Raw genomic sequence first — 21,681 nt, forward strand, 5'->3', positions numbered from 1 at the left:
GTCGATGTGAACTGAAGCGGCTTTTTTGCGTGCTGGCGGCGTGAACGGCGTCAGGCTACGTGCTTTTCGTCGGCCTTCTTGCTGCCCAGATGCAGCGTGGACTGCTTGCCGTACTGCTTGGCGAGCAGGTCGCGGTAGAGGCCGGGACGATTGCGCAGCTCTTCAGGGCTGCCGTCGTCGATCACCTTGCCCGCGCTCATCACGATGATGCGGTCGAAGTTGTTGAGCGTGGAGAGACGGTGGGCGATGGCGATCACCGTGCGGCCCACCATGAGCCGGTCGAGCGCTTGCTGGATCGCCTCTTCGGACGCGCTGTCGAGCGCCGAGGTGGCTTCGTCGAGCAGCAGGATCGGCGAATTCTTGAGAATGGCGCGCGCGATGGCGATCCGCTGGCGCTGGCCGCCCGACAGCTTTACGCCGCGGTCGCCCACGATCGTGTCGTAGCTCTCGGGCATCGCTTCGATGAATTCCGCGCAGCGCGCCTCGCGGGCCGCGGCGAGCACTTCTTCGCGGCTCGCCTCGGGGCGGCCGTAAGCGATGTTCTCGTAGATCGAGCGATGCAGCAGCGAAATGTCCTGCGGCACGAGGGCGATGGAGTGGCGCAGGCTGTCCTGGGTGACATGCGCGATGTCCTGGCCGTCGATCCTGATCGCGCCGCCCTGGGTGTCGTAGAAGTGCTGCAGCAGCGCGAGCACCGTGGTCTTGCCCGCGCCCGACTTGCCGATCAGGCCCACGCGTTGACCGGCCTCGATGCGCAGGTCGAAATGATCGAGGATCGGCTTGCGGTGCGGATACGCGAAGGTCACGCCCTCGAAATCCACGCGGCCGCCCTGGGCCACGAGTTCCCTGGCGTCGTCGCGGTCCGGCATGCCGTGCGGCTCCAGCAGCGTTTGCACGGCCTCGGCAAGGCGCGCCACGTGCTGGGTGACGTCCACGAGCGCCACGGCGAGATCCCGCGTGCCGTGCAGGATCGTGAAGCCGAGCGAACTCACCAGCACGATGTCGCCCGAAGTCGCCTTGCCCTGATCCCACAGCCATAGCGCCCAGCCGAGCAGGCCCGCGGACAGCATGGCCGTGATCACGGCGTGCAGCAGACGCAGCTTTTCGAGGTAGAGCAGGCTGGAGCGGCGCGCGTCGAGTTCGGCCTTGACGGTCGAGCCGAAGCGCTTTTGCTCGCGGAAGGTCATGCCGAAGGCGCGCACGAGCGCCATGTTGCCGATCACGTCGACGAGTTCGCCGTCCACCGCGGCCGCTTTCGAGGCGAAGGTGTGGTGGCGCGACGAGCCGCGCCCGGCGAGCTTGAAGAGAATCACCGAAAGAATGGCCGAGCACAGCAGCAGGCCCGCCGCCATGAGCGGATTGACGGCGATGATCATGACGATCGCGCCGGCCACGGCGATGCAGGGCGGCAGCACGTTCCACGCGGTGGTGTTTTCGGCCGTGTAGACGGCGTTCGACGTCGCCGTGATGCGGCTAGCGAGCGTGCCGGGCTGCTTTTCGGCGTAGTACGTGGGGGAGTGCCCGCTCAGATACTGGAAGAGGTCGCGCCGCAGGTCCCCCGTCACGGTGACGAAGGTGTGCGCGGCGAACCAGCCGCCGACGCGCCAGAGCAGGTTGTCGGCGGCGATCAGGCCGACGAGGATCGCGAACGCGGTCCACAGCGGGCCGGGATGGTGGCGTCCCGCGCCGAGCACGTCGATCAGATGCTTGATGGCATATTGCGACGCGAGCGCGCAGCCCACGGCCGCGAACACGCTGGCGAGCACGATGGTGTGGGCGAACGGATGCCGCTTGATGTAGCGGAAAAGAAACGCGAGCGGGCGCCGCGCATAGCTCGCGAGCTTTGCGTTGTGGGCGTTACGCTGGGCGGTGGTCAGATGTTCCAATTGATCGGGTGGTCGGTCTGACGGAATTTCGTCCGTGCAAGTTCAAAGGAGTTAGCTGGCGCTGAGGCGACGAACGGCTTCGGGCGCGCGGCAACGAAGGCGGACTTACCGCATTGTAAACACCCCATGCGCCTGGCGCACCGCCTGTGCCCGGCGGACGCGCATCATATCGCGACACGATAGCGCGCGATACAGATTGGGGACACGGTGTTGCGGCGTAGGTTCAACAGGAATCGCGGACCGTTTTAGAGACAGGTATTTTAGAGATAGAATTACGGATTGCATTCGGAAACGCGCCTTGCCTGCTCGCCAGGCGTGTTCTGCCGCGTGACGAACCGGAAATGAAAGGAGCGGGCGGCATCGTTCGATGAACGCACCAGCCGCGCCAAAAACTTCCAGCCATTGAATTCCGCAGCGCAGCATCCAATCTAGAACTGTCTGGGAAAACAATGGGTTGCGGAGTGTTTCCGCTTTGTAACAACCTAAAGACTTTGAAATGATCCAGCCGGTATTTACCCTGAACCGGGGATAATGCCGGCTCGGACGGCGTAGGGAATTTGACAGCTTTTGTGTCAACGGCCGCGAACCCTGCGCGTTTACCGCCTGAACCGCCGCGTGTGCGCTTTCTTGCCGCTTCACCATTGCGTCGGGTCTGTGTCCGGAATTCCGGCGCGGTTAGCGGTACGGAACGCCTGGCAGGCGCGCGGCGACAAACAAGCTGCAGCCGGCATAGGTCGATTGCCAAATTTGCAGTCTATTGCCCGATTTATTACGAGGAAGGAGTTCACCACTATGCGAATCGCTCAAATCGCTCCGTTGCACGAGGCGGTTCCTCCCAAGCTGTACGGCGGCACGGAACGGGTGGTCTCCTACCTGACCGAAGCGCTGGTCGAACAGGGCCACGATGTCACGCTGTTCGCCAGCGGCGATTCGGTCACCTCGGCAAAGCTCGAAGCGTTTTGGCCGCAGGCACTGCGCCTCGACCCCACGATTCGCGACGTGATGGCTCCGCACATGCTGCTGCTCGAAGAAGTCCGCCGCCGCGCGGACGAATTCGACGTGCTGCATTTCCACATCGACTACTACCCGTTCTCGCTGTTCGCGCGTCAGGAAGTGCCGTTCGTCACCACGATGCATGGCCGTCTCGACCTGCCGGAACTGCAGCCGGTCTTCAACGCGTTCAACGACGTGCCGGTTGTGTCGATCTCGGACAACCAGCGCCTGCCGCTGCAGCAGGCCAACTGGCAGCAGACGGTCTACCACGGCCTGCCCGAAGACGTGCTCACGCCGATTCCGAACGTCGAGCCCGGTTACCTCGCATTCCTCGGCCGCGTCTCGCCGGAGAAGGGCCTTGACCGCGCGATCCGCATCGCCGGCCAGGCGGGCATGAAGCTCAAGGTCGCCGCCAAGATCGACAAGGCCGACCGCGCCTACTATGAAGAAGTCATCAAGCCGCTGATGGCGCTCCCGCACGTCGAGTACATCGGCGAAATCGGCGAGCACGAAAAGCGCGAATTCCTCGGCAATGCGCACGCGCTGGTATTCCCGATCGACTGGCCGGAGCCCTTCGGTCTCGTCATGATCGAAGCCATGGCGTGCGGCACGCCGGTCATCGCGTTCAAGCGCGGCTCGGTGCCGGAAGTCATCGAGAATGGCGTGTCGGGTTTCGTGGTCGAAGACGAAATCAGCGCCGTCGCGGCGGTCAAGCGTCTGCCGACGCTGCCGCGCGAGAAGGTGCGCGCCGCGTTCGAATCGCGTTTCTCGTCGAAGGTGATGGCGCGCAACTACGTGGCCGTGTACGAAGAACTGCTGCGCCAGAAGCACCGTACCGTGCTGCGCGAAGTGAACGCCGGCTAAGGTCGATACTGAAAACGGACGCGCCGCGGCGCGCCCGGTTTTCCCGCATTTCCCCAGCGCCCCGGTGCCCGTGCACCGGGGCGTTGTCACGTTCGGGGCGGCGGCAAGTGAGGCGAACGCTTAATGTCCCTATAATGGCCGTGCCGTAAAATCCGCGGCGCCCACGACGACAGCGAGAGAAGGAGTCCTCCCTTGGCCAGAACCCGACCGACGCCCACGGTCACCGTCCCCGGTGCCGGGACGCTTTTCGCGCTGCGCGCGATCGGGCTCGTGATCCTGGCGCGCTGGCTGCACTCCATGGCGCAGATGAATTTTCTCGCCGCGCTCGAAGGCATGGCGTCGTCGCCGGCGGCGAGTCTGAATCTCATCTTCCTGTTTCTGCTGATCGTGCTGCCGGGCGGCAAGGCGCGCGTCGAGCGGCCGTTTCACCCGCTGCCGCAGTGGCTGCGCCAGGCGCTGCGCTTTTTCGGCGTGCTCGGCTTTCTGTTCGCGATCGGCTCGATCGGCTTATTCGTCTGGTCGGCCGGCTGGCGGCGCACCTTCCACGCGGTAGCCGATACCAACGGCTGGCTCGTGGCCGCCCCCGCGCTCTACGCCGCCGTGGTCTGGATCTGCCGGCCGCGCGCGCTCTGGCGCAGCAATTTCGCCGCGCGGCGTTTCGCGATCGGGCGTTTCGCCGTGTCGATCGACGCCGCCACGCGCACGACGGTCGTCTGGCAGGAGAGCCGCAAGGTCGGGCAGTACGATGCGCGCGAGTTGTCGGTGCGCTGGCTCTCCGGAGCGCCGCAGGGCGCGACAGCGGCGTGGAGCCCCGGGCTGTTGCCCGCGCCGGCGCAGGACAACGATCCCGCGCCCGAGCCCGTGGCGTTCGCTGCGCCGCAGCCGGCGTCGCCGCCTTCGGCTGCGGCGCATGCGCACAAGCCGGCGCGCAGGCCGAAGATCGAATTGCTCTGGGATTCGCCGGCCGCCGCTGGTCACAACCGTCAGACCGTATTTCGGGCGTGGCTCGCTTCGGAAGGCGACCGCACGGCCGCCCGCGCCCTCGACGCCGCGCTGAAGCAGGTCTGACACCGGTTGCAGATGCGCGTTTGCAGATGCGCGGTTGCAGATGCGCGGCCGCATTGCGCCGCGTCCGCGCTCGAGCCGCATTACCATGGCTTGCCGTTCCTCGCGTCCACTGGAAGGAGTCGCAATGCTGATACGCTGGTTGCTCGCCGCCGTTCACCTGCTCGCCTTCGGCTTCGCGCTCGCCTCGATCCTGCGGCGCACGCGGGGACTGCGCCGGTGCACGTCCACCGAAGGCCTGCCGGTAATCTTCAGCGCCGACAATGGCTGGGGCGGCTCGGCGGTCGTCCTGGTCGTGACGGGCGCCATGCGCGCGTTCGGCGGGTTCGAGAAGGGCGCGGCGTACTACCTTCACGAACCGCTCTTTCTCGTGAAGATGGGTGCGCTCGTAGTGATCCTTCTGCTCGAAATCGCACCCGTGACGGCGCTGCTGCGCTGGCGCGTCGCCGTGCGGCGCGGCGACGTGCCCGACCTCACCGCAGCGCCGAAATACGCGCGCATCGGCAGATGGCAAACGCTGCTGCTCGTCGTGATGGTCGTTGCGGCGGCGGGCATGGCGCGCGGCATCGGTCTCGATACCGGCGCGGAGTAGGGCAGTTCTCCGGTTAGCCGGCCAGTCAGGCCGAAAAAGGAAAACCCGCGCAACGGCGGGTTTCCTGTCATGGCCAAACTTTGCTTCGCTTTACTGAAGATTCCCGGCTACGGCCACCGTCTGCCCGGTGATGTAGTTCGACTCGGGCGTGCAGAAGAGATAAACGCCGCCCGCCGCCTCCTCAGGCGTGCCGCCGCGGCCAAGCGGGTTGCGCTGCGCGTGCGTCTTGAGCATCTCGGGGTTCAGGCCCACGCGGATGTCGCGGCCATCGATCTTCACGGTCGCGCCGGCCTTGGCGTCGGCCGACGTCATGCGCGTGTGGATCAGGCCGAACGCCACGGCGTTGACGTTCACGTTGAAACGCCCCCATTCGCGGGCGAGCGCGCGCGTCATGCCGATCACGCCGGCCTTGGCCGACGAATAGTTCATCTGCCCCGCGTTGCCGTTGAGCGCCGACACCGACGAGATATTCACGATCTTGCGATACACCTCGCGGCCTTCCGCGACGTCGGCGGCGTGCAGCGCCTTCACGTGCGGATACGCGGCGCGCAGAATGCGGAACGGCGCGGTCATGTGGCAGTCGAGGATCGCGTACCACTGCTCGTCGGTCATCTTCTGGATTACGTCGTCCCACGTGTAGCCGGCATTGTTGACGATGATGTCGATGCCCTTGTACGCGCTCATCGCCGTGTTGATGAAGCGCTCGGCGAAGTCCGGCGCCGTGACGTTGCCCACGCAGGCCACCGCTTCGGCGCCCATCTTCTTCAGCGCTTCGACCGTTTCGTGCGCCGGGTCGGCGTCGAGGTCGTTCACGACGATGCGCGCGCCTTCGCTCGCGAGCTTTTCCACGATCGCGCGACCAATGCCGCGTCCCGAACCGGTGACGAGCGCCACCTTGCCATCGAGCTTGCCCATGCTGCTATCTCCTTCGAATATTTGCTTCGGATTGCTTACAGTGAAACCACGGCGTCGCCCACGACGCGCGGTTCGCCATACTGGTTGGCCGTCTGGATTTCAAGGCGCACGCGGCGCTCGCCTTCGGCCTCGAACTTCTCCACCACGCGCCCCGTGCAGACGATGCGATGGCCGAGATGCGTGATGCCCACGAAACGCACGCCGAACTGACGCAACTGGCGCTGATCGACCCATTGGGTGAGCAGGCGTCCGAGCCAGGCCATCGAGAGCATGCCGTGCGCGAACACGTCGGGCATGCCCGCGCGCCGCGCATAGTCGATGTCGATATGCACCGCGTTGTGGTCGCCCGAGGCGCCCGCAAAAAGCGCGAGCATCTTGCGGTCCACGCCCGGCAATTCGAGCGGGGGGAGCGTGTCGCCCACCCGGATCGTGTCGTACTGGATAGTCATGCGAGTTCTCCCTTCAGCCATTGCGTTGCACGATCACGCTGCGCAGATCGGCCACGTGCTCGCCGCGCTGGTTCGTCACTCGTGTTTCGCGCACGACGAATTCCAGCGCGCCGCCCTTCTTGTCGTAGATGTCGGCGATGCGCGATTCGAACAGCAGCACGTCGCCCGCATAGGCGAGCCGGTGATACGTGAAGGACTGCTCGCCGTGAAGGATGCGCGGCAACTCCACGCCGATTTCGTCGCGCCACGACGTATCGGGCTGCTCGAACTCGAGCGAGAAGAGAAACGTGGGCGGCAGCGGCAGGCCCGGATGGCCCGCGTCGCGGGCGGCGGATTCGTCGAAGTAGACCGGGTCCGTCTCGCCGATCGCCTTCGCGAAAAAGCGCAGCCGGCCCGCTTCGGCCACCGCGCGAAACGCGGGTAGCATCCTGCCGATGTGTTGCTTGTCGATCATGTGGAAAGCTCCATGTCGTTAGCGGTGCTTACGTTCAAGCGGACTTGTACACCGTGACGACGCACGCGCCGCCCAGCCCCACGTTATGTGCGAGCGCGACCTTTGCGCCCTCCACCTGGCGCTCGCTCGCCGTGCCGCGTAGCTGATGCGTGAGTTCGTAGCACTGCGCGAGGCCCGTTGCGCCGAGCGGATGGCCCTTCGAGAGCAGGCCGCCCGAAGGATTCACGACCCATTCGCCGCCAAAGGTGTTGTCGCCGTCGTTGACGAGCTTCTCGCCTTCGCCTTCCGCGCACAGGCCCAGCCCTTCGTAGGTCAGCAGCTCGTTCTGCGCGAAGCAGTCGTGCAGTTCGATCACGTCGATATCGCGCGGGCCGATGCCGGCCTGTTCGTACGCGCTCTTCGCCGCCGAGCGCGTCATGTCGAAGCCGACTACGCGGATCATGTCGCGTGCGTCGTACGTGCTCGGCGTGTCGGTCGTGAGCGCCTGGCCCGCGATGATCACATTGGTGCGCAGCCCGCGCTTCTTCGCAAACGATTCGGAGACGACGAGCGCCGCCGCCGCGCCGCAGGTGGGCGGGCAGGCCATGAGACGCGTGAGCACGCCGTCCCAAAGCATGGGCGCGGCCATGACGTCTTCGGTCGAGACGACATTGCGGAACACGGCAAGCGGGTTGCGCGCCGCGTGGCGGCTCGCCTTCGCGCGGATCTTCGCGAAGGTTTCGAGCTTCGTGCCGTACTTCTTCATGTGCGCCATGCCCGCGCCCGCGAACTGGCGAATGGCGTTGCTCAAGCCCTCCTGGCGGCCGACGAGTTCATCGACGACGACGTTGGCGCGTTCGAGCGCGCTTGCGCGGTCCACCCACACGGACTTGAGCGCGCCCGGCCCCATGAACTCGAAGCCGACGGCGAGCGCGCAGTCCACGGCGCCGCTTTGCACCGCCTGACGCGCGAGGAAGAGGGCGCTCGATCCCGTCGCGCAATTGTTGTTCACGTTGATGACGGGAATGCCCGTCATGCCGACGTGGTAGAGCGCCTTCTGGCCACAGGTCGAATCGCCGTAGACATAACCCGCGTACGCCTGCTGCACGTCGGTGTAGTCGAGGCCCGCGTCGGCGAGCGCCTGGCGGATCGCGGTGGCGCCCATCACGTCATAGGTGTCGCTCGTGCCGGGCTTCTTGAACGGAATCATGCCGACGCCGGCGACATACACGTTTTGAGTCATTCTGTACTCCTGATGGAATGGAAATTTTTTTAAAGCTTGCGCGAGATGAGATCGCGCATCACTTCGCTCGTGCCGCCGTAAATGCGCATGACGCGGGCGTCGGCAAATGCGCGCGCCACGGGATATTCGAGCATGTAGCCGTAGCCGCCATGCAACTGCACCATCTCGTCGAGCGCCTTGCCGAGCGCCTCGGTCGCGAAAAGCTTGGCCACGGCGGCCTCTTCCAGCGTGAGGCGGCGGCGCACGTGCTCGGACAGGTAGTGATCGACCATGAGCCGCACGGCAACGGCCTGGGCCTTGATGTCCGCGAGCTTGAACTTGGTGTTCTGGAAGTCCCACACGGTCTGGTTGAATGCGCGACGGTCCTTCACGTAGTTCAGCGTGTGCTCGAGGCACGCCTCCAGCTTGGCGGCGGCGCCGACGGCGATCGACAGGCGCTCCTGCGGCAGTTCCGCCATCAGGTAGCTGAAGCCCTTGCCTTCTTCGCCGAGCCGGTTCGTGACGGGGACACGCACGTTGTCGAAAAAGAGTTCGGCGGTGTCCTGCGCGTGCTGGCCGACCTTTTCGAGCTTGCGGCCGCGGCGGAAACCTTCGCGGTCCGCTTCGACCACGATCAGGCTCACGCCCTTGGAGCCCGCCGCCGGATCGGTCTTGCAGACCATGACGATGAGATCGGCGTTCAGGCCGTTGCTGATGAACGTCTTGCTGCCGTTGATCACATAGTCGTCGCCGTCGCGGATCGCGGTCGTGCGCACGGCCTTCAGGTCGCTGCCCGTGCCCGGTTCGGTCATGCCGATGGCGAGGATGTATTCGCCTGAGCAGACCTTCGGCAGCCAGCGCTGCTTCTGCTCTTCGTTGCCAAGCCGCGCGATGTACGGCGCGATGATGTCCGAGTGAACCGCGAAGCCGAGGCCGCTGATGCCGGCCCGGTTGACTTCCTCGTTGAGCACGGCCGCGTGGCCGAAGTCGCCGCCGCCGCCGCCGTATTCGGTGGGCAGCGTGACGCAGAGCAGGCCTTCGCGGCCGGCCTTGAGCCAGGTTTCGCGATCGACCTTGCCGGCCTTGTCCCATTCGGCCTGCTTCGGCGCGCATTCTTTTTCCAGGAAGCGGCGCACGGTAGTGCGCAGCATTTCGTGGTCGTCGCGGAAGACGTTGCGGTTGATATGCATTTCGGAATCCTTAGCGGTAGTGGGCTTAGGTGAGCTTGGGTGAACGTAAGCCGTAAGTGTCGGGGGTGGATTACCGCGCGCGTGCTACATGCGCGGCGGGTTCGGAGTGAAACAGCGCCTCGACGAGATGCGCCCGGCGCGCTCGCGTGACGGCCTGATTGACGTAACCCTTGTCGGCGATCTCGTTGGCGTCCATCGAAGGCGGCTCGGCCATCAGCATCAGGCGTTCGACATGAACGCTCGCGCCTTGACCGCGCTGACCTCGCAGCCGCTCGCTCAGCGCGGCGACGAGAACGGGGTGCTGCACCAGCGCGGCGGCGTCGAGCCCCGCGAGTTCCGGCGCGAACCGCTGGCACGCGGCGACGTTAGGCCACGCGAGCGCGGCGACGTACTCGTGGTCGTGTCCGCAGATCACGGCGTCGGTGAGAAGCGGGGCGCAGCAATCGAGCAGGCCGAGGCGCATGGCGCCCGTGCGTACCCACGTGCCGTTGACGAGCTTGAAGTCTTCGACCACGCGCCCCGCGAACAGCAGGCCGTCGGACGGATTTTCCGGATTGGCGAAGCGTACGGCGTCGCCCAGACGGAAGAATCCTTCTTCGTCGAACGCGGCCGCGGTGAGTTCGGGGTGTTTGATGTAGCCGCCGAACACGTTCGCGCCGCGCATGCGGATTTCGTAGCGCGCGTCCGTGCCTTCGAGCGGCACGAGCTTCACTTCCGATCCCGGCACCGGTGTCCCGATGTTGCCGACGGTGTCCGTGGGCCAGCCGCAGAAGGTGCCCATGCCGGACGTTTCCGTGCAGGCCAGGCCGCTCACGAAGGCGATGCGCTGGCCGATGGTCTTCACCGCGACGCGCTGGATGCGCTCCCACACCTCGGCGGGCAGGCTCGCGCCGCCGTAACCGAAGAAGTGAACCTTCGAGAACAGGTTCGCCGCAAGTTCGTCGTCGCGTTCGAGTTCGTTGGCGAGGACGGTCCACGCCGAGGGCACGCTCGTGAAGACGGTAGGCGCGACTTCGCGCAGGTTGCGCACGGTGCGCTCGATCATGCCCGGCACGGGGCGGCCGTCGTCGATGTAATGGGTCGAGCCGAACTGGATCGAGCGGCCCAGGTTGAGCACGCCGCCGAGGCCATGGTGCCAGGGCAGCCAGTCGAGGAACACGGGCTCGGTGTCGCGCAGGAAGGCGAGGTTGTCGGCGAAATAGGAGGCCACCGCCTTGAAATTGCGGTACGTGAGGTTGACGCCCTTGGGCGAGCCGGTGGACCCCGACGTGAACAGCACGCGCGCCGTGGCTTCGGGCGCGATGGCCGCGTGCGCGGCGGCCACGGCCGCGCGGCGCGGCTCGGTCAGTTCGGTCTGCGCGAGCGTTGCCCAGTCGATTTGACCGGTGCGGGCCCCGCGCACGGCGACGACCGGCGCGTTCAGGTGAGCGAGCGCGGCGAGGGCGCGCTCGAAGGCCGCGGCGTCCTGCACGAACAGCGCGGCGGGCGGCACCAGGTCGACCACGGCTTTCAGGCGCGCGAAGTCCTGGCTGAGCATCGAATAAGCGGGCGACACCGGCGCGACAGGCACGCCCACATATTCGGCGGCGAGCAGCACGATGGCCTGCTCGATGGAGTTGCCCGAGAGCAGCATGAGCGGATGTGCCTGCCCCAAGCCCATCTCGAGCAGCGCCGCGCCCACGCACTGCACCTGTTGCCACAGTTCGCGCCAGCTCACGCGCCGCCAGGCGCCGTCGCTGCCGCGTTCGCAGAAAACAGCGGTTTCGCCGCGCGTGTTTGCCCAGCCTTCGATGAAGTCCGCGAAGCTCGTTTGCGTGATGGCGGGGGGCGGGTTCGACGAGCGCAGGATCAGGCTGCCGTCGCTTCGGCGCTCGACGAGCGTCTGGCGGTGGGGCATGCGAACCGGCCGGACGGCGGCCGTCGGCGAATTACTGGCCGTGAGCGTACTCATTGAGCCAAGTCTCCTTAACGTTTGCGTGCGACCTGGCGGTCGCACCACGCTGATTTTGTCGGGAGGGGGCCGCTGCGGCGCGGCACCCCTTAAAACAAGCATAGCGGGCGGGGCGGTGGGTCGTACCACCCGAACCGGGTAGCGCCTGGCGGCGAGCCCGCTTGGCGCCGCTCAGGTGTCGATGCCGAGATCGCGCACGCGCGCAACGGCCTCATCGCGGCTCGACACGCCGAGCTTGCCGTAGATGTTCTTCAGGTGCCACTTGACGGTTTCGGGCGAGATGCCGAGCGTGCGGGCGATCTTCTTGTTGGGCAGCGCCTGGGCGAGCAGGCTCACGACCTTCGCTTCGCGCTCGCTGAGGGTTTCGGCGATATTCGGCGCCGCGCCGCGCGCGAGCGACGTTTCGTTCGTAGTGCTTGCGAGCGCCGCGGTCGATTCCTGCGCCGCGCGCAGCCGGTCGACGTAAAACGCCAGCACCGGGTCGCCGCCGTTTTCCAGTGGGTTCTGGGCCGCCGATGGATCAACCGATGCGCCCGGCGCACCCCGTACGACCTGTTCGGCGAACGCCACGATGTCGGGGCCCGCGTCGAGCACGCTGCGCACGAGGCCGAGACGGTGGCCAAGGCGCAGGCCCATGAGGGCGCTCTCGCGGGCGGCTTCCGTGCGTCCGCGCCGGTGGTCCACGAGCGCCGCCTGCATGCGTAGCTGGACGACGCGATGCTGCCAGCCCCGTTCGCCGCAAAGCGCAATGAGCGCGGGCAAACGCAGCGCCGCGCCCTCGAAGTCTTCGTGCGCGATGCACCAGTTCACATGGGCGCGCTCCGCGAGCGCGTGTACGTCGCACCACGCGTGCGGCCGCGTGGGACGCAGGCGCGCCGCGATCGTGTCGAGGCGTGCGATCTGGCTTTGCGCGTCGTCGAACTGGCCGCATTGCAGATGCTGCAGCGCCTGCGCTGCCAGGCTGTGCGCGAGCAGCCGCGGCAGGCCGTGCCGGCTCGCATATTCCTCGAGCCGCTCGAGGTACGCGAACGCGTCGAGCCGATGCCCCTCGGCCCAGTGCGCGGCCGCGAGCACGGTGAGCACGCGCACGACGGAGTCCGGTATGGAGACGCGCTCGAGCACGTCGACGCGGTCTTCGAGCAGGCGTCGCGCACCGGCAACGTCGTTGAATTCGTAGAGCGCTTCGCCGAGCAGCGCCGCCGCGAGACACGCGGGCTCCGCGGCGCTGCTGCCGCGCTGGTCCGCTTCGGCGAGGACGTCGCGGCTGATGCGCTCGACCTGCACGAACTGACCTTCGAGCGCGTGGCTGAAGCCGACCATGCAGCGGCCGTTGAGCACGCCCGCCGAGGTGCCCATCAACGGCGAACCGGCGAGCAGCGGGCGCGTAGCTTCGGTTTGAAACGCGCGCGCTTCGTCGTATTCGCCCAGGCGCATATGGAGCCACGAGAGCAGGTTGTTGCGCGCGCCGATCGACATGCTGCTGGCATTCGCGGGCGCGGCGAGGATTTGCGGCAGGAGCGCCACTACGCTGTCGGCGTCGTCGCGCTGCACGTCCACGGCGGCTTGGAGCACCGTGAGCCGGTAGCGCGCATGCGTGTTCTCCTCGGGAATATCGGCTTCGAGGCGTTCGATGGTCGCGGCGCAGGCTTCGAAGTCGCGCGCATAGAGTTCGAGTTGCAGGCGCCACAAACGCAACTCCACGCGCGTCTCGATCTCGGCGTGCGGCAGCAGATGCATGAGCGAGACGAGCTTGCGCAAATCGCCGGAAATCTGCAGCTCGCGCGCCACGGCGAGCACGAGGTCGGCTGCGGCCGCCGATTCGCCTGCCTGCAGCGCATGGCGCACCGCCTCTTCGGGCAGGCCGTGATCGCGGAACCAGCACCATGCCGCGTGATGCACCGAGCGCTGGAGCGCTTCGCTGCGCGTGCGCAGGCGTTCGAGCAGGGTTTCGCGAAAGAGCGGATTGAGCCGGTACCAGGTCTCGTTGCCCACGCGCTCGATCTGCGCGATGAAGAGGTTGTCGGTTTCGAGACGCGCGAGCAGCGCGAGGACTTCGTTCGAAGGCTGTTCGTCGCCGACGAGCGCGACGCACAGCGACGAGCACAGCCGCGCGCAAACCGACGTGCGCACGAGCAGCTCGACTTCGTTGGCGGAAAGACGCGAGAGCACCGCGCCCTCGAAGTACTCGGCGAAGCCGCGCGCGTCGTGCAGATGCGTGCTCGCGAGCGAAGCCGCGACGTCCGCCGCGCCGGCTGCCGTGCGGCGGCGCTTGAGGTGGATGGCGAAGAGCTGCAGACCCGCGACCCAGCCGTCGGTCAGCTCGTGCATTTCGCGCGCGTCGCGCTCGCTCACTTCGCCGAGTTGCGCGCGCAGATATTGCGCGGATTCGGCAAAGGTGAAGCGCAGGTCGCGCATGTTGAGTTCGAGCACCAGATCCTGGTCGCGCAGGCGGCCGAGCGCTACGGGAACGTGGCCGCGCGACACCAGCACGAGGTGCAGGTTGGGCGGCGCGTAGTCGATGAGCCACTGGAGCGCGCGATGGCTGCGCGCATTGGTGACGTGGTCGAGGTCGTCGACGACAAGGGCAAGGTCGGACGAACGGGAGGCGATGGCGCGCACGAGCGCGATCACGGTGCGCTCGACGGCTTCGTCGTCCGCGCCGCGGCCGCCAAGAATCGCGGCTTCGCGGCAGATGGCCGGATCGACCTGGGCGAGGCTCGCCACGAGACCGTCGACGAAACTCGAAAGGTCGTCGTCTTCCGGGGCGAGGGTAAGCCAGGCGAGGTCGAAGCCGAGCGGCAGGAGCGCTTCGCGCCAGGCGAGGAGCGTGGTGGTCTTGCCGCAGCCGGCGGGGCCCTGGAGCACGATGCAGCGCTTGCGCCGGGCGTCGATCAATTGCCCGACCACGCGCTCGCGCGCGACGACGCGGGTTTTGCTGCGCGGCGCCATCACGCGGGACGCTGCGCCGGCAGCGGCGGAAGGGGAATCGGACCAGCGTTGCGGCATGTTCGCGTGCGCTCAACCGTCCAGGCGCTGCGACCCATGCGCGCGCCCGATGACGAAACGAGAATCGAACTATTGTAGCGCGCGCGCTCGCGCGGCCACGCGGGCGAGCACGCACGGCGAACCGTACTGTTTTGTCGTAGCGCAACGCGGTGCGTTACGCGCGGGCGCGGGCCGCTAGACATCGGCGCAGGCTTGCGCCGCGGCCGCGGCGCTGCGCTCGCGCAGTACCTGCACCACTTCGCCGTCCGCGCGCCAGGCGTGGCAGGTGTCGAGCATGGGAAGGAGCGGCGTTCGCTCGCCGCGCGCGGCGCCGGCGAGGCGCTCGTGCGCGTCTTGCCGCAGCCCGAAGAGCGTCTGGAACGCGGTGGTGGCCATCGGGCCGAGTAGCTCGGTGAGGTGCGTGCAGCCGCGCGCGCCGCCAAGCCGTGCCTTCACTTCCTTCATGAAGCCGTTGCCGATCGCGACGCCCGCGAGCTTCGCGTAGGCCTCGTTGATCTGCGCGCACCAGGGCGTGGGCGCGGTGTCGGTGCGCGCGTGCGCTGCGCGGATCACGAGATTCGCGTCGACGGTGATCGTGTGCCACATATCGTGAATCTCGCCGCCAGCGGGCACGTCCTTGAAGAGGAGCGTCGAGTTGTGGCCCTTCGTGTCCGTCATGCGGGCTTCGATGTCGTAGAGGCCGTCTTCGCGCACGTAGCCCGTGCAGACGATCTGACGTACGTGCGCCACCTTGCGCGGCGCACTTGCATTGGCATTTTGAGACATGCGATTGCGCTCCTGAATGCGCCACGGCAACGACCAGGCGCGATATCGCGATGGTGCCTCGCGCGGGACGCGGTGTCCCCACCCCGCGCGGGTGGCCGGCGCGCCGCGAAGCGCGCGGCGAGCGCCATGACGCGCGCGCCGCTCGGGGTATTCCCGTCCCCACTCCGTTCGGGTAGTTGCCCCTCCCGATGTCCCTGCAAAACTGCGCCGCATGTGGCTCGCAGTGCCGAACGGGTTACACATTCGCCGCGCCTGTTGCAGGCGGCAATCATAATGAGGAGACGTGCATGCGTTTTATCAGCAAGGGAATTTGCGGAGCAACGCTGGCAGTGGTGGCGGGCAGCGCCGCGGCGCAGTCGAGCGTGACGTTGTACGGTGTGGCCGATACGTTCGTGCAATATCTGGACAACGGCGGCAACCATTCGTATTCGCTCCGAAGCGGCGGGAATACCGGGTCGATGTTCGGCCTGAAGGGCAGCGAGGATCTCGGCAACGGGCTGAAGGCCGCGTTCGATGTCGAGAGCGGGTACAACATCAACAATGGCGGTTTATTCGCCGACACCACCACGCTCTTTTATCGCCAGGCGTGGGTGGGACTCACGCACGACCAATACGGCTCGCTCACGTTCGGGCGTCAGTATCAGCCCACGTTCTGGATTGTCTATCCGACCGATCCGTTCCGCGGCAACGAAGTGCTTTCGCCGCTTTCCGCCGCCGTGCTCGCGGTCGATCGCAATACGCTCGCGGCGCAATCCGTAACGGGGCGCACGAGCAATTCGGTCCTCTACAAGTCGCCGAATCTCGCGGGCTTCCAGCTTTACGCGATGTACGCCTTCGCGGCCACCGTCACGCAGCCGGTGCCGCAGAACTCCGGCAACATGCTCGACCTCGGGCTTTCGTATTCGGCCTACGGGCTCTACGCGGGTATCGCCTACCAGTATCAGCATCCCGGCACGGAGACCATTGCGTCGTTGCCCGGCCCGCTCAACCTGCTCGGCACCGAGCACTACACAGGCGCGCTGGGCTACCGGATCGGCATCGTCAACCTGCAGTTCAACTACTCGTACAACAAGCCGCACGACGCGCCCGCGCACTCGCTCGCGGCTTTGCTCGGCGCGGGCAAGTCGTCGAGCATCATGGAGTTCGGCGCGACGATCCAGGCCACGCCCGCCGACACGGTGGAAATCGCCGGCATCGAGCGCAACGTGCGCGGCGCGCACGACAACACGCCGGGCGTGCAGATCGGCTACGACCACAGCGTATCCAAGCGCACTTCGTTCTATATGCGAGCGGGTTACCTGAAGAACAATGGCACCGCGACGATGAGCTGGCCGGGCGTTTCGGTCACGAGCACGGACACCAAGCAGGTGCTCGCGGTGCTCGGCATGACGCATCGCTTCTGACCGCGCTTCTGGCAGGGCAACGCCGCGCTTCGGCGCGGCCGCAATTCACAATCGACGAGGAGGGACCAGGATGAATGTCATTCGCAACGGCCGCGCGGTAGCCGTGGCCACCGTTTTTGCCGCTTCTTTTGCCGTTCCTTTGCAGGCTCATGCGCAGGACAGCGGGTCGGCGTCTTCCGCGCCCGCGACGGCTTCTTCTTCGGGCGCCGGCGCGACGCCGGGTTCGCAGAAGGCCGCCGACCGCGCGCTGCGCCGGCGCGTGCTGAACGCGCTCGCCAAGGCGAAGGGGTTGCGCGCGAGCGGCATTACCGTGCGCGCGAACAATGGCGCAGTGAGGCTGGAGGGCTGGGTGCCGGAGCAGGCGCAGATCGATCAGGCCACGCGCATCGCCCAGGGCGTGGCCGGCGTGACTTCGGTGGAGAATACGCTGACGCTTTCGACGTTCTAGGATCGTCGATCCGGCAGGTGCGGGAAGAACGGGACCGGCGACGGTCCCGTTCCGCTTCGAGGCTTGGCTTCGAGGCTTACATCGTCACCGACTTGCACTCGAGGAACTCGGCCAGCCCTTCGGCGCCGTATTCGCGCCCATTGCCCGACGTCTTGTAGCCGCCGAACGGCACGGTCACGTCGAGCATCGCGCCGTTGATGCGCACCGAGCCCACGCGCAGTCGCGCCGCGACCTTGCGCGCGCGCTGCGCGTCGCTCGTCGCGATATAGCCCGCGAGCCCGTAGGGGCTGTCGTTCGCGATGCGGATGGCGTCTTCTTCGTCGTCGTAGGGGATCATCGCCAACACCGGCCCGAAGATTTCCTCGCGTGCGATGGCCATGTCGTTGCGCACGCCGGCGAAGATCGTGGGCCGCGCGTAGAAGCCGCGCGCGAGTCCGTCAGGGCGGCCCGGGCCGCCCGCCGCTACGCGCGCGCCTTCTGCGATGCCCTTCTCGATCATGTGCTGCACCTTGTCGTACTGGGCGCGGTTCGAGATGGGGCCCATGCGCGTGGCCGGGTCCGCCGGATTGCCGACTGTCAATGCATTCGCGGCCGCCGAGGCAATCTCGACCGCTTCGTCGTAGCGCGCGCGGGGCACCAGCATGCGCGTGGGTGCGACGCAGGTCTGCCCGGAATTCGCCATGCACTGCGCGACGCCGCTCGCCACGGCCGATTTCAGGTCGGCGTCGTCGAGAACGAGGAGGGCGGACTTGCCGCCGAGTTCCTGCGTGACGCGCTTGATCGTGGGCGCGGCGCTGATCGCCACTTCCACGCCCGCGCGCGTCGAACCCGTAATGGAAACCATGTCCACCTGCGGATGCGAGGCGAGCCGCGCGCCCACGGTGCGGCCTTCGCCGAACACCATGTTGAAAACGCCTGCGGGTGCGCCGGCCTCATGGACGATCTCGGCGAAGATCATCGCGTCGAGCGGCGCGATTTCCGACGGCTTGAGCACGACAGTGCAGCCCGCGGCGAGCGCGGGGGCAACCTTGGCCGTGATCTGGTTCAGCGGCCAGTTCCACGGCGTGATGAGCGCGGCGACGCCGATCGCCTCGCGCCGCACATAGCTCTTGCCGTGCGTCGTTTCGAACGCGAAGTCGCGCAGGACTTCGATGGTGGCGCGCAATTGCGCGAGGCCTATCGGCGCCTGCAACGCATTGCACAGCGAAACCGGCGCGCCGATTTCCTGACGCACGGCCTCGGCGATCTCGGGCAGACGGCGCTGGTAGATCGCGGCGATGCGCTCGAGCAGGGCGATACGAGTTTCGCGGCTCGTTTCCGACCATGCGGGAAAGGCGGCGCGCGCGGCGGCGATGGCGCGGTCGGCGTCTGCCTCGCTGCCCATGGCGAGCGTGCCGATGCACGCTTCGGTGGCGGGATCGACGATCTCGAAGGCGGCGGCCGGCGACGCAGAAGGCGTGCCTTGCCGGGCGGGCTCGACCCACTGTCCGTCGATATAAAAGCGGTTCAATGTTTTCATGATGGGTTTCCGAGGTCGAGAGTCACAGGTTCAAACCGGCCGGTCGCCGATGATGGTTGCGCGCACCATGTGCCGCACGGCGGGGAAGTAGTCCTGGATCGCGTAGTGCTGGCACGAGCGGTTGTCCCAGAACGCGATGGTATTCGGTCGCCACTTGAGCCGCACCTGATACTCGGGCACTTGTGCCTGACGGAACAGCAACTGCAGCAGTTCCATTTCGGCGAGTTTGAAGTCGAAGCCGACGCGATACTGGTCCACGGTCTTGTGCCCGTAGTTGGCCAGGTGCGTGGTGAAGGCCTCGTTGACATAGAGGATCTTTTCGCCCGTTTCCGGATGCGTGCGCACGACGGGATGCGTAACGGGGGCAAAGCGCTTCCTCATTTCGGCGTGCTGATCTTCAGGAATGGCAATCCCGAACAGCGGCATGAAATCGTGGACGGCCGTGAGGTTGGCAATGCGGGTCTTGATATCTTCGGGCAGGCCTTCGTAGGCCGCGACCATGTTGATCCACATGGTGTCGCCGCCTACTTCGGGGCACGCCACGCAGCGCAGCATCGACGCCATCGAAGGAATCTCGCGCCATGACACATCGGAATGGTAGAGATTCTCGCGTCCGCGCTTCGAATCGTTGCGCCCGAGAATGACGAGTTCGGGATGGTCCGCGTGATGCGGAAACGTGGGATGGACTTCGAGCTCGCCGAAGCGGCGCGCGATGGCCACGTGCTGTGCCGGCGTGATGTCCTGGTCGCGGAAGAACAGCACTTTGTACTTGAGCAGCGCGCGGCGCAGGGCCGCGTAGGTGAGGTCGTCGAGCGGCGCGCGCAGGTCGATGCCGCCGATCTCGGCGCCGATTGTCGGTGTGTGCCGCGTGAGTGTGAAAGGCCAGCGTTCGGCATCGACTGCGCCGGCCTGGAAATCGTTAGATACGCTAACGGTTGATTGCATGTAGTCCTCCATCGACAAAAGTAGTTGCGGCCGTCGTGCGCGGCCTTCAACGGCTTGCGCGTCGTGCGTCGTGCTTCGCGCGCAACGCATCGCATGGTCATTCAGGCCGTGAGTGGTGCCGCGTCCTCGTCGGGCGCGCGCAGCGCGCGTTCGGGGTGCAGCCAGCGCAACGCCACGAGCGCGGCGACGACTAGCAGCGCCGCCGTCACTGCGATGGCGACTTCGTAAGCGTGCGCGCCCGTCGCGGCATACGACTGGACGAGCCGGCCGACGACGGCCGGCCCGATCGCCGCGCCGAGGCTCGCCACCGCGGTATTGATCGCGATGACGGAGCCGCGTTGGACGAGCGGCACCATTTCGGCGAGCATCGCCGGCGCGAGCGTCAGGCAGAACGTCGACAGGCCGCCTGCAACCGCATAGCAGAGTACCTTCTGCATGGGCGTGAGGTCGATCGCCGCCAGAGCGAAGAAGAGCAGCGCGCCCGCGATCATGACGGCGCTCGTGAGCCGCACGCGGGCCTCGCGCGAGGTCGCGCCCTGCCGGAGCATGCGCTGCGAAAGCGCGCTCAGGCCGATATTGACCGGGGCCGCGAATGCAATGACGAGCGCGAAGAGGCGTCCCGAGGCGATGCTGCCGAAACCGAGTCCCTTTTCGAGGTAAGTGGGCAGCCACGTGATGGTCTGGCCGAGCAGCCAGTAGGCCACGAAGCCGAGCAGGAAGACCGAGAGCACGGACGCGTCAGTGAGAATCCTGCGATAAGGCAGGCGCGGTGCCGCGGCGCTGGCCGCGGCCGGTTCGTGCGGCGCGCGGCGGACGACGTCGAGCGTGCCTTCGCGTCCGAAGGCGAGCCACAGCGCGCACCAGAGCACGCCCACCATGGCGAGCACGAAGAAGTTCGTGCGCCAGCCCCAGCGCTGCGTGATGGCGGGAATGACGAGCCCCGCGAGCACCATGCCGCCTACCGCGCCCTGATTGATGACGGCCACGGGCAGGCTGCGCTTGTGGTCCGGGAACCACTTGAAGAGCGAGTGGACGGAGACCGGAAACGAGGGGCCTTCGGCCGCGCCGAGAATCACGCGGCACAGAAGCAGCGCGAGCGCGCTCGTGGTAAAGGCCTGGGGGATCTGCAAGAGCGCCCAGCTTGCGCCCATGACGAGCAGGATCCAGCGCGTCGGGACGCGATTCGAGAGAAAGCCGACGAGCACGGTCGACGTCGAGAAGAGCCAGAAAAAGCTGCCGGCGACGAAGCCGAATTGCATCGGCGAGAGATGCATCTCGGTCATGAGCGGCACGGCGACCATGCCGAGGACGATCTTGTCGAGAAAGTTGATCGTGGAGAGTCCGGTGAGCAGGGCCGTGATGGTCCAGGCGGACTTTGGCTGCCAGGAAGGGGCGTTGAGCATGGGCGATCTCGTTGTATCGGCTGGCGCCGGCTGATAGGGGCAACGCAAGGACGCGACCGGACGGGCGAAGGCGTTGCGCGCATCGGCCGGTGCTGGCGGTTGATTCAGTACGGGGATACCGCGAATTCGAGAGGGAAGGGGGGAGCCGCGACGCCCGATGCTTTCATGATGTCTCCTTGTCCGGGCGCGGTTTTTTGATCCGGATCGCGCTTCGGTATTGCCTGTGTCTGGCGTTACCTTAGAAGCCGCGCCACCCGGCGAGACCACCCCAACCGGGTAGGGCAGGGAATACCTCAGTCGGGCGGGGGTACGCTGGCGGTGTCGCTCTGTCTCGCGCAACGCGGCGGCATAAGTCAAAGACAAAGCAAAAGGCCCCGTTGCTTTCGCAACGAGGCCTTTTATTCTTCGGTAGTACTTCGACCAGACTGATGCCAGCAAAGCCTTGTCGCGTGGGGAGCGGCCATCGGAACATGGCACGATATGCCCCCAAACATGCCCCCAGTCTGATTCGATATCCCCTCGGTAAGCTCGCCAGAACTGCACGCTACCTTAACATTCCTGAACATTTTCCGCGCCGAGCGCGCCTCATGCTCGCCGCATCAAATGAGCGCCGGTCCAGATAGCGCAAGGTG

General features: G+C 66.5%; 17 protein-coding genes. 5 read left to right on the plus strand and 12 right to left on the minus strand.

Annotated elements, in window-relative coordinates:
- Positions 1–50: 50 nt before the first annotated feature.
- The gene (locus U5768_RS28890) at positions 51–1,886 is read right to left on the minus strand and encodes an ABC transporter ATP-binding protein (RefSeq protein ID WP_322033725.1); all 1,836 of its coding nucleotides are present in this window, start codon (positions 1,884–1,886) and stop codon (positions 51–53) included.
- A gap of 792 nt (positions 1,887–2,678) precedes the next feature.
- Between U5768_RS28890 and U5768_RS28895 the strand changes: the two genes are divergently transcribed.
- The 3 genes from U5768_RS28895 to U5768_RS28905 all read left to right on the plus strand — a co-directional run bounded on the left by U5768_RS28895 (position 2,679) and on the right by U5768_RS28905 (position 5,400).
- Entirely contained in the window at positions 2,679–3,743 is a 1,065-nt protein-coding gene (locus U5768_RS28895) for a glycosyltransferase family 4 protein (RefSeq protein ID WP_322033726.1), read from the plus strand.
- Positions 3,744–3,935: 192 nt separating this feature from the next.
- On the plus strand, positions 3,936–4,811 hold the full coding sequence (locus tag U5768_RS28900) for a hypothetical protein (protein ID WP_322033727.1): 876 nt from the start codon (positions 3,936–3,938) through the stop codon (positions 4,809–4,811).
- A gap of 124 nt (positions 4,812–4,935) precedes the next feature.
- Positions 4,936–5,400: a DUF2214 family protein gene (locus U5768_RS28905; protein ID WP_322033728.1), complete on the plus strand. Its 465-nt coding sequence runs from the start codon at positions 4,936–4,938 to the stop codon at positions 5,398–5,400.
- 90 nt (positions 5,401–5,490) lie between these two features.
- Here U5768_RS28905 and U5768_RS28910 read toward each other — a convergent pair whose 3' ends face one another.
- The 8 genes from U5768_RS28910 to U5768_RS28945 form a co-directional block, all read right to left on the minus strand.
- Positions 5,491–6,315, minus strand: a complete 825-nt coding sequence (locus U5768_RS28910; RefSeq protein WP_322033729.1) for an SDR family NAD(P)-dependent oxidoreductase — start codon at positions 6,313–6,315, stop codon at positions 5,491–5,493.
- 35 nt (positions 6,316–6,350) lie between these two features.
- Positions 6,351–6,764: a MaoC family dehydratase gene (locus tag U5768_RS28915; protein WP_322033730.1), complete on the minus strand. Its 414-nt coding sequence runs from the start codon at positions 6,762–6,764 to the stop codon at positions 6,351–6,353.
- A 13-nt stretch (positions 6,765–6,777) separates the two neighbouring features.
- Entirely contained in the window at positions 6,778–7,218 is a 441-nt protein-coding gene (locus U5768_RS28920) for a MaoC family dehydratase N-terminal domain-containing protein (protein ID WP_322033731.1), read from the minus strand.
- Between the two features lie 34 nt (positions 7,219–7,252).
- Entirely contained in the window at positions 7,253–8,440 is a 1,188-nt protein-coding gene (locus U5768_RS28925; protein WP_322033732.1) for a lipid-transfer protein, read from the minus strand.
- Between the two features lie 29 nt (positions 8,441–8,469).
- On the minus strand, positions 8,470–9,609 hold the full coding sequence (locus U5768_RS28930; protein WP_322033733.1) for an acyl-CoA dehydrogenase family protein: 1,140 nt from the start codon (positions 9,607–9,609) through the stop codon (positions 8,470–8,472).
- A gap of 70 nt (positions 9,610–9,679) precedes the next feature.
- The gene (locus U5768_RS28935) at positions 9,680–11,560 is read right to left on the minus strand and encodes a feruloyl-CoA synthase (protein WP_322033734.1); all 1,881 of its coding nucleotides are present in this window, start codon (positions 11,558–11,560) and stop codon (positions 9,680–9,682) included.
- A 171-nt stretch (positions 11,561–11,731) separates the two neighbouring features.
- Positions 11,732–14,566 carry a LuxR C-terminal-related transcriptional regulator gene (locus tag U5768_RS28940; protein WP_322033735.1) on the minus strand — a complete coding sequence of 945 codons (2,835 nt, stop codon included), beginning with the start codon at positions 14,564–14,566 and terminating at the stop codon, positions 11,732–11,734.
- Positions 14,567–14,740: 174 nt separating this feature from the next.
- Complete coding sequence (locus tag U5768_RS28945; protein ID WP_322033736.1) at positions 14,741–15,331, minus strand: DUF2889 domain-containing protein; 591 nt, start codon at positions 15,329–15,331, stop codon at positions 14,741–14,743.
- 287 nt (positions 15,332–15,618) lie between these two features.
- Here U5768_RS28945 and U5768_RS28950 point away from each other — a divergent pair, with 287 nt between their 5' ends.
- Together U5768_RS28950 and U5768_RS28955 are read left to right on the plus strand one after the other, a co-directional pair.
- Positions 15,619–16,734 (plus strand): porin, encoded by a 1,116-nt coding sequence (locus tag U5768_RS28950; protein ID WP_322033737.1) that lies wholly within the window; start codon positions 15,619–15,621, stop codon positions 16,732–16,734.
- A gap of 70 nt (positions 16,735–16,804) precedes the next feature.
- Positions 16,805–17,182, plus strand: coding sequence for a BON domain-containing protein (locus U5768_RS28955; protein ID WP_322033738.1), 378 nt, complete (start codon positions 16,805–16,807; stop codon positions 17,180–17,182).
- Positions 17,183–17,258: 76 nt separating this feature from the next.
- On the opposite strand, the gene U5768_RS28960 is transcribed toward U5768_RS28955, so the two are convergent.
- The 3 genes from U5768_RS28960 to U5768_RS28970 all read right to left on the minus strand — a co-directional run bounded on the left by U5768_RS28960 (position 17,259) and on the right by U5768_RS28970 (position 21,049).
- The gene (locus U5768_RS28960; RefSeq protein ID WP_322033739.1) at positions 17,259–18,701 is read right to left on the minus strand and encodes an aldehyde dehydrogenase family protein; all 1,443 of its coding nucleotides are present in this window, start codon (positions 18,699–18,701) and stop codon (positions 17,259–17,261) included.
- A gap of 30 nt (positions 18,702–18,731) precedes the next feature.
- Positions 18,732–19,646 (minus strand): TauD/TfdA dioxygenase family protein, encoded by a 915-nt coding sequence (locus U5768_RS28965; protein ID WP_322033740.1) that lies wholly within the window; start codon positions 19,644–19,646, stop codon positions 18,732–18,734.
- A 101-nt stretch (positions 19,647–19,747) separates the two neighbouring features.
- Complete coding sequence (locus U5768_RS28970; RefSeq protein ID WP_322033741.1) at positions 19,748–21,049, minus strand: MFS transporter; 1,302 nt, start codon at positions 21,047–21,049, stop codon at positions 19,748–19,750.
- Positions 21,050–21,681 lie beyond the last annotated feature (632 nt).

Origin of the sequence: Paraburkholderia sp. J76, assembly GCF_905220295.1 — a bacterium.
Lineage (GTDB): Bacteria > Pseudomonadota > Gammaproteobacteria > Burkholderiales > Burkholderiaceae > Paraburkholderia.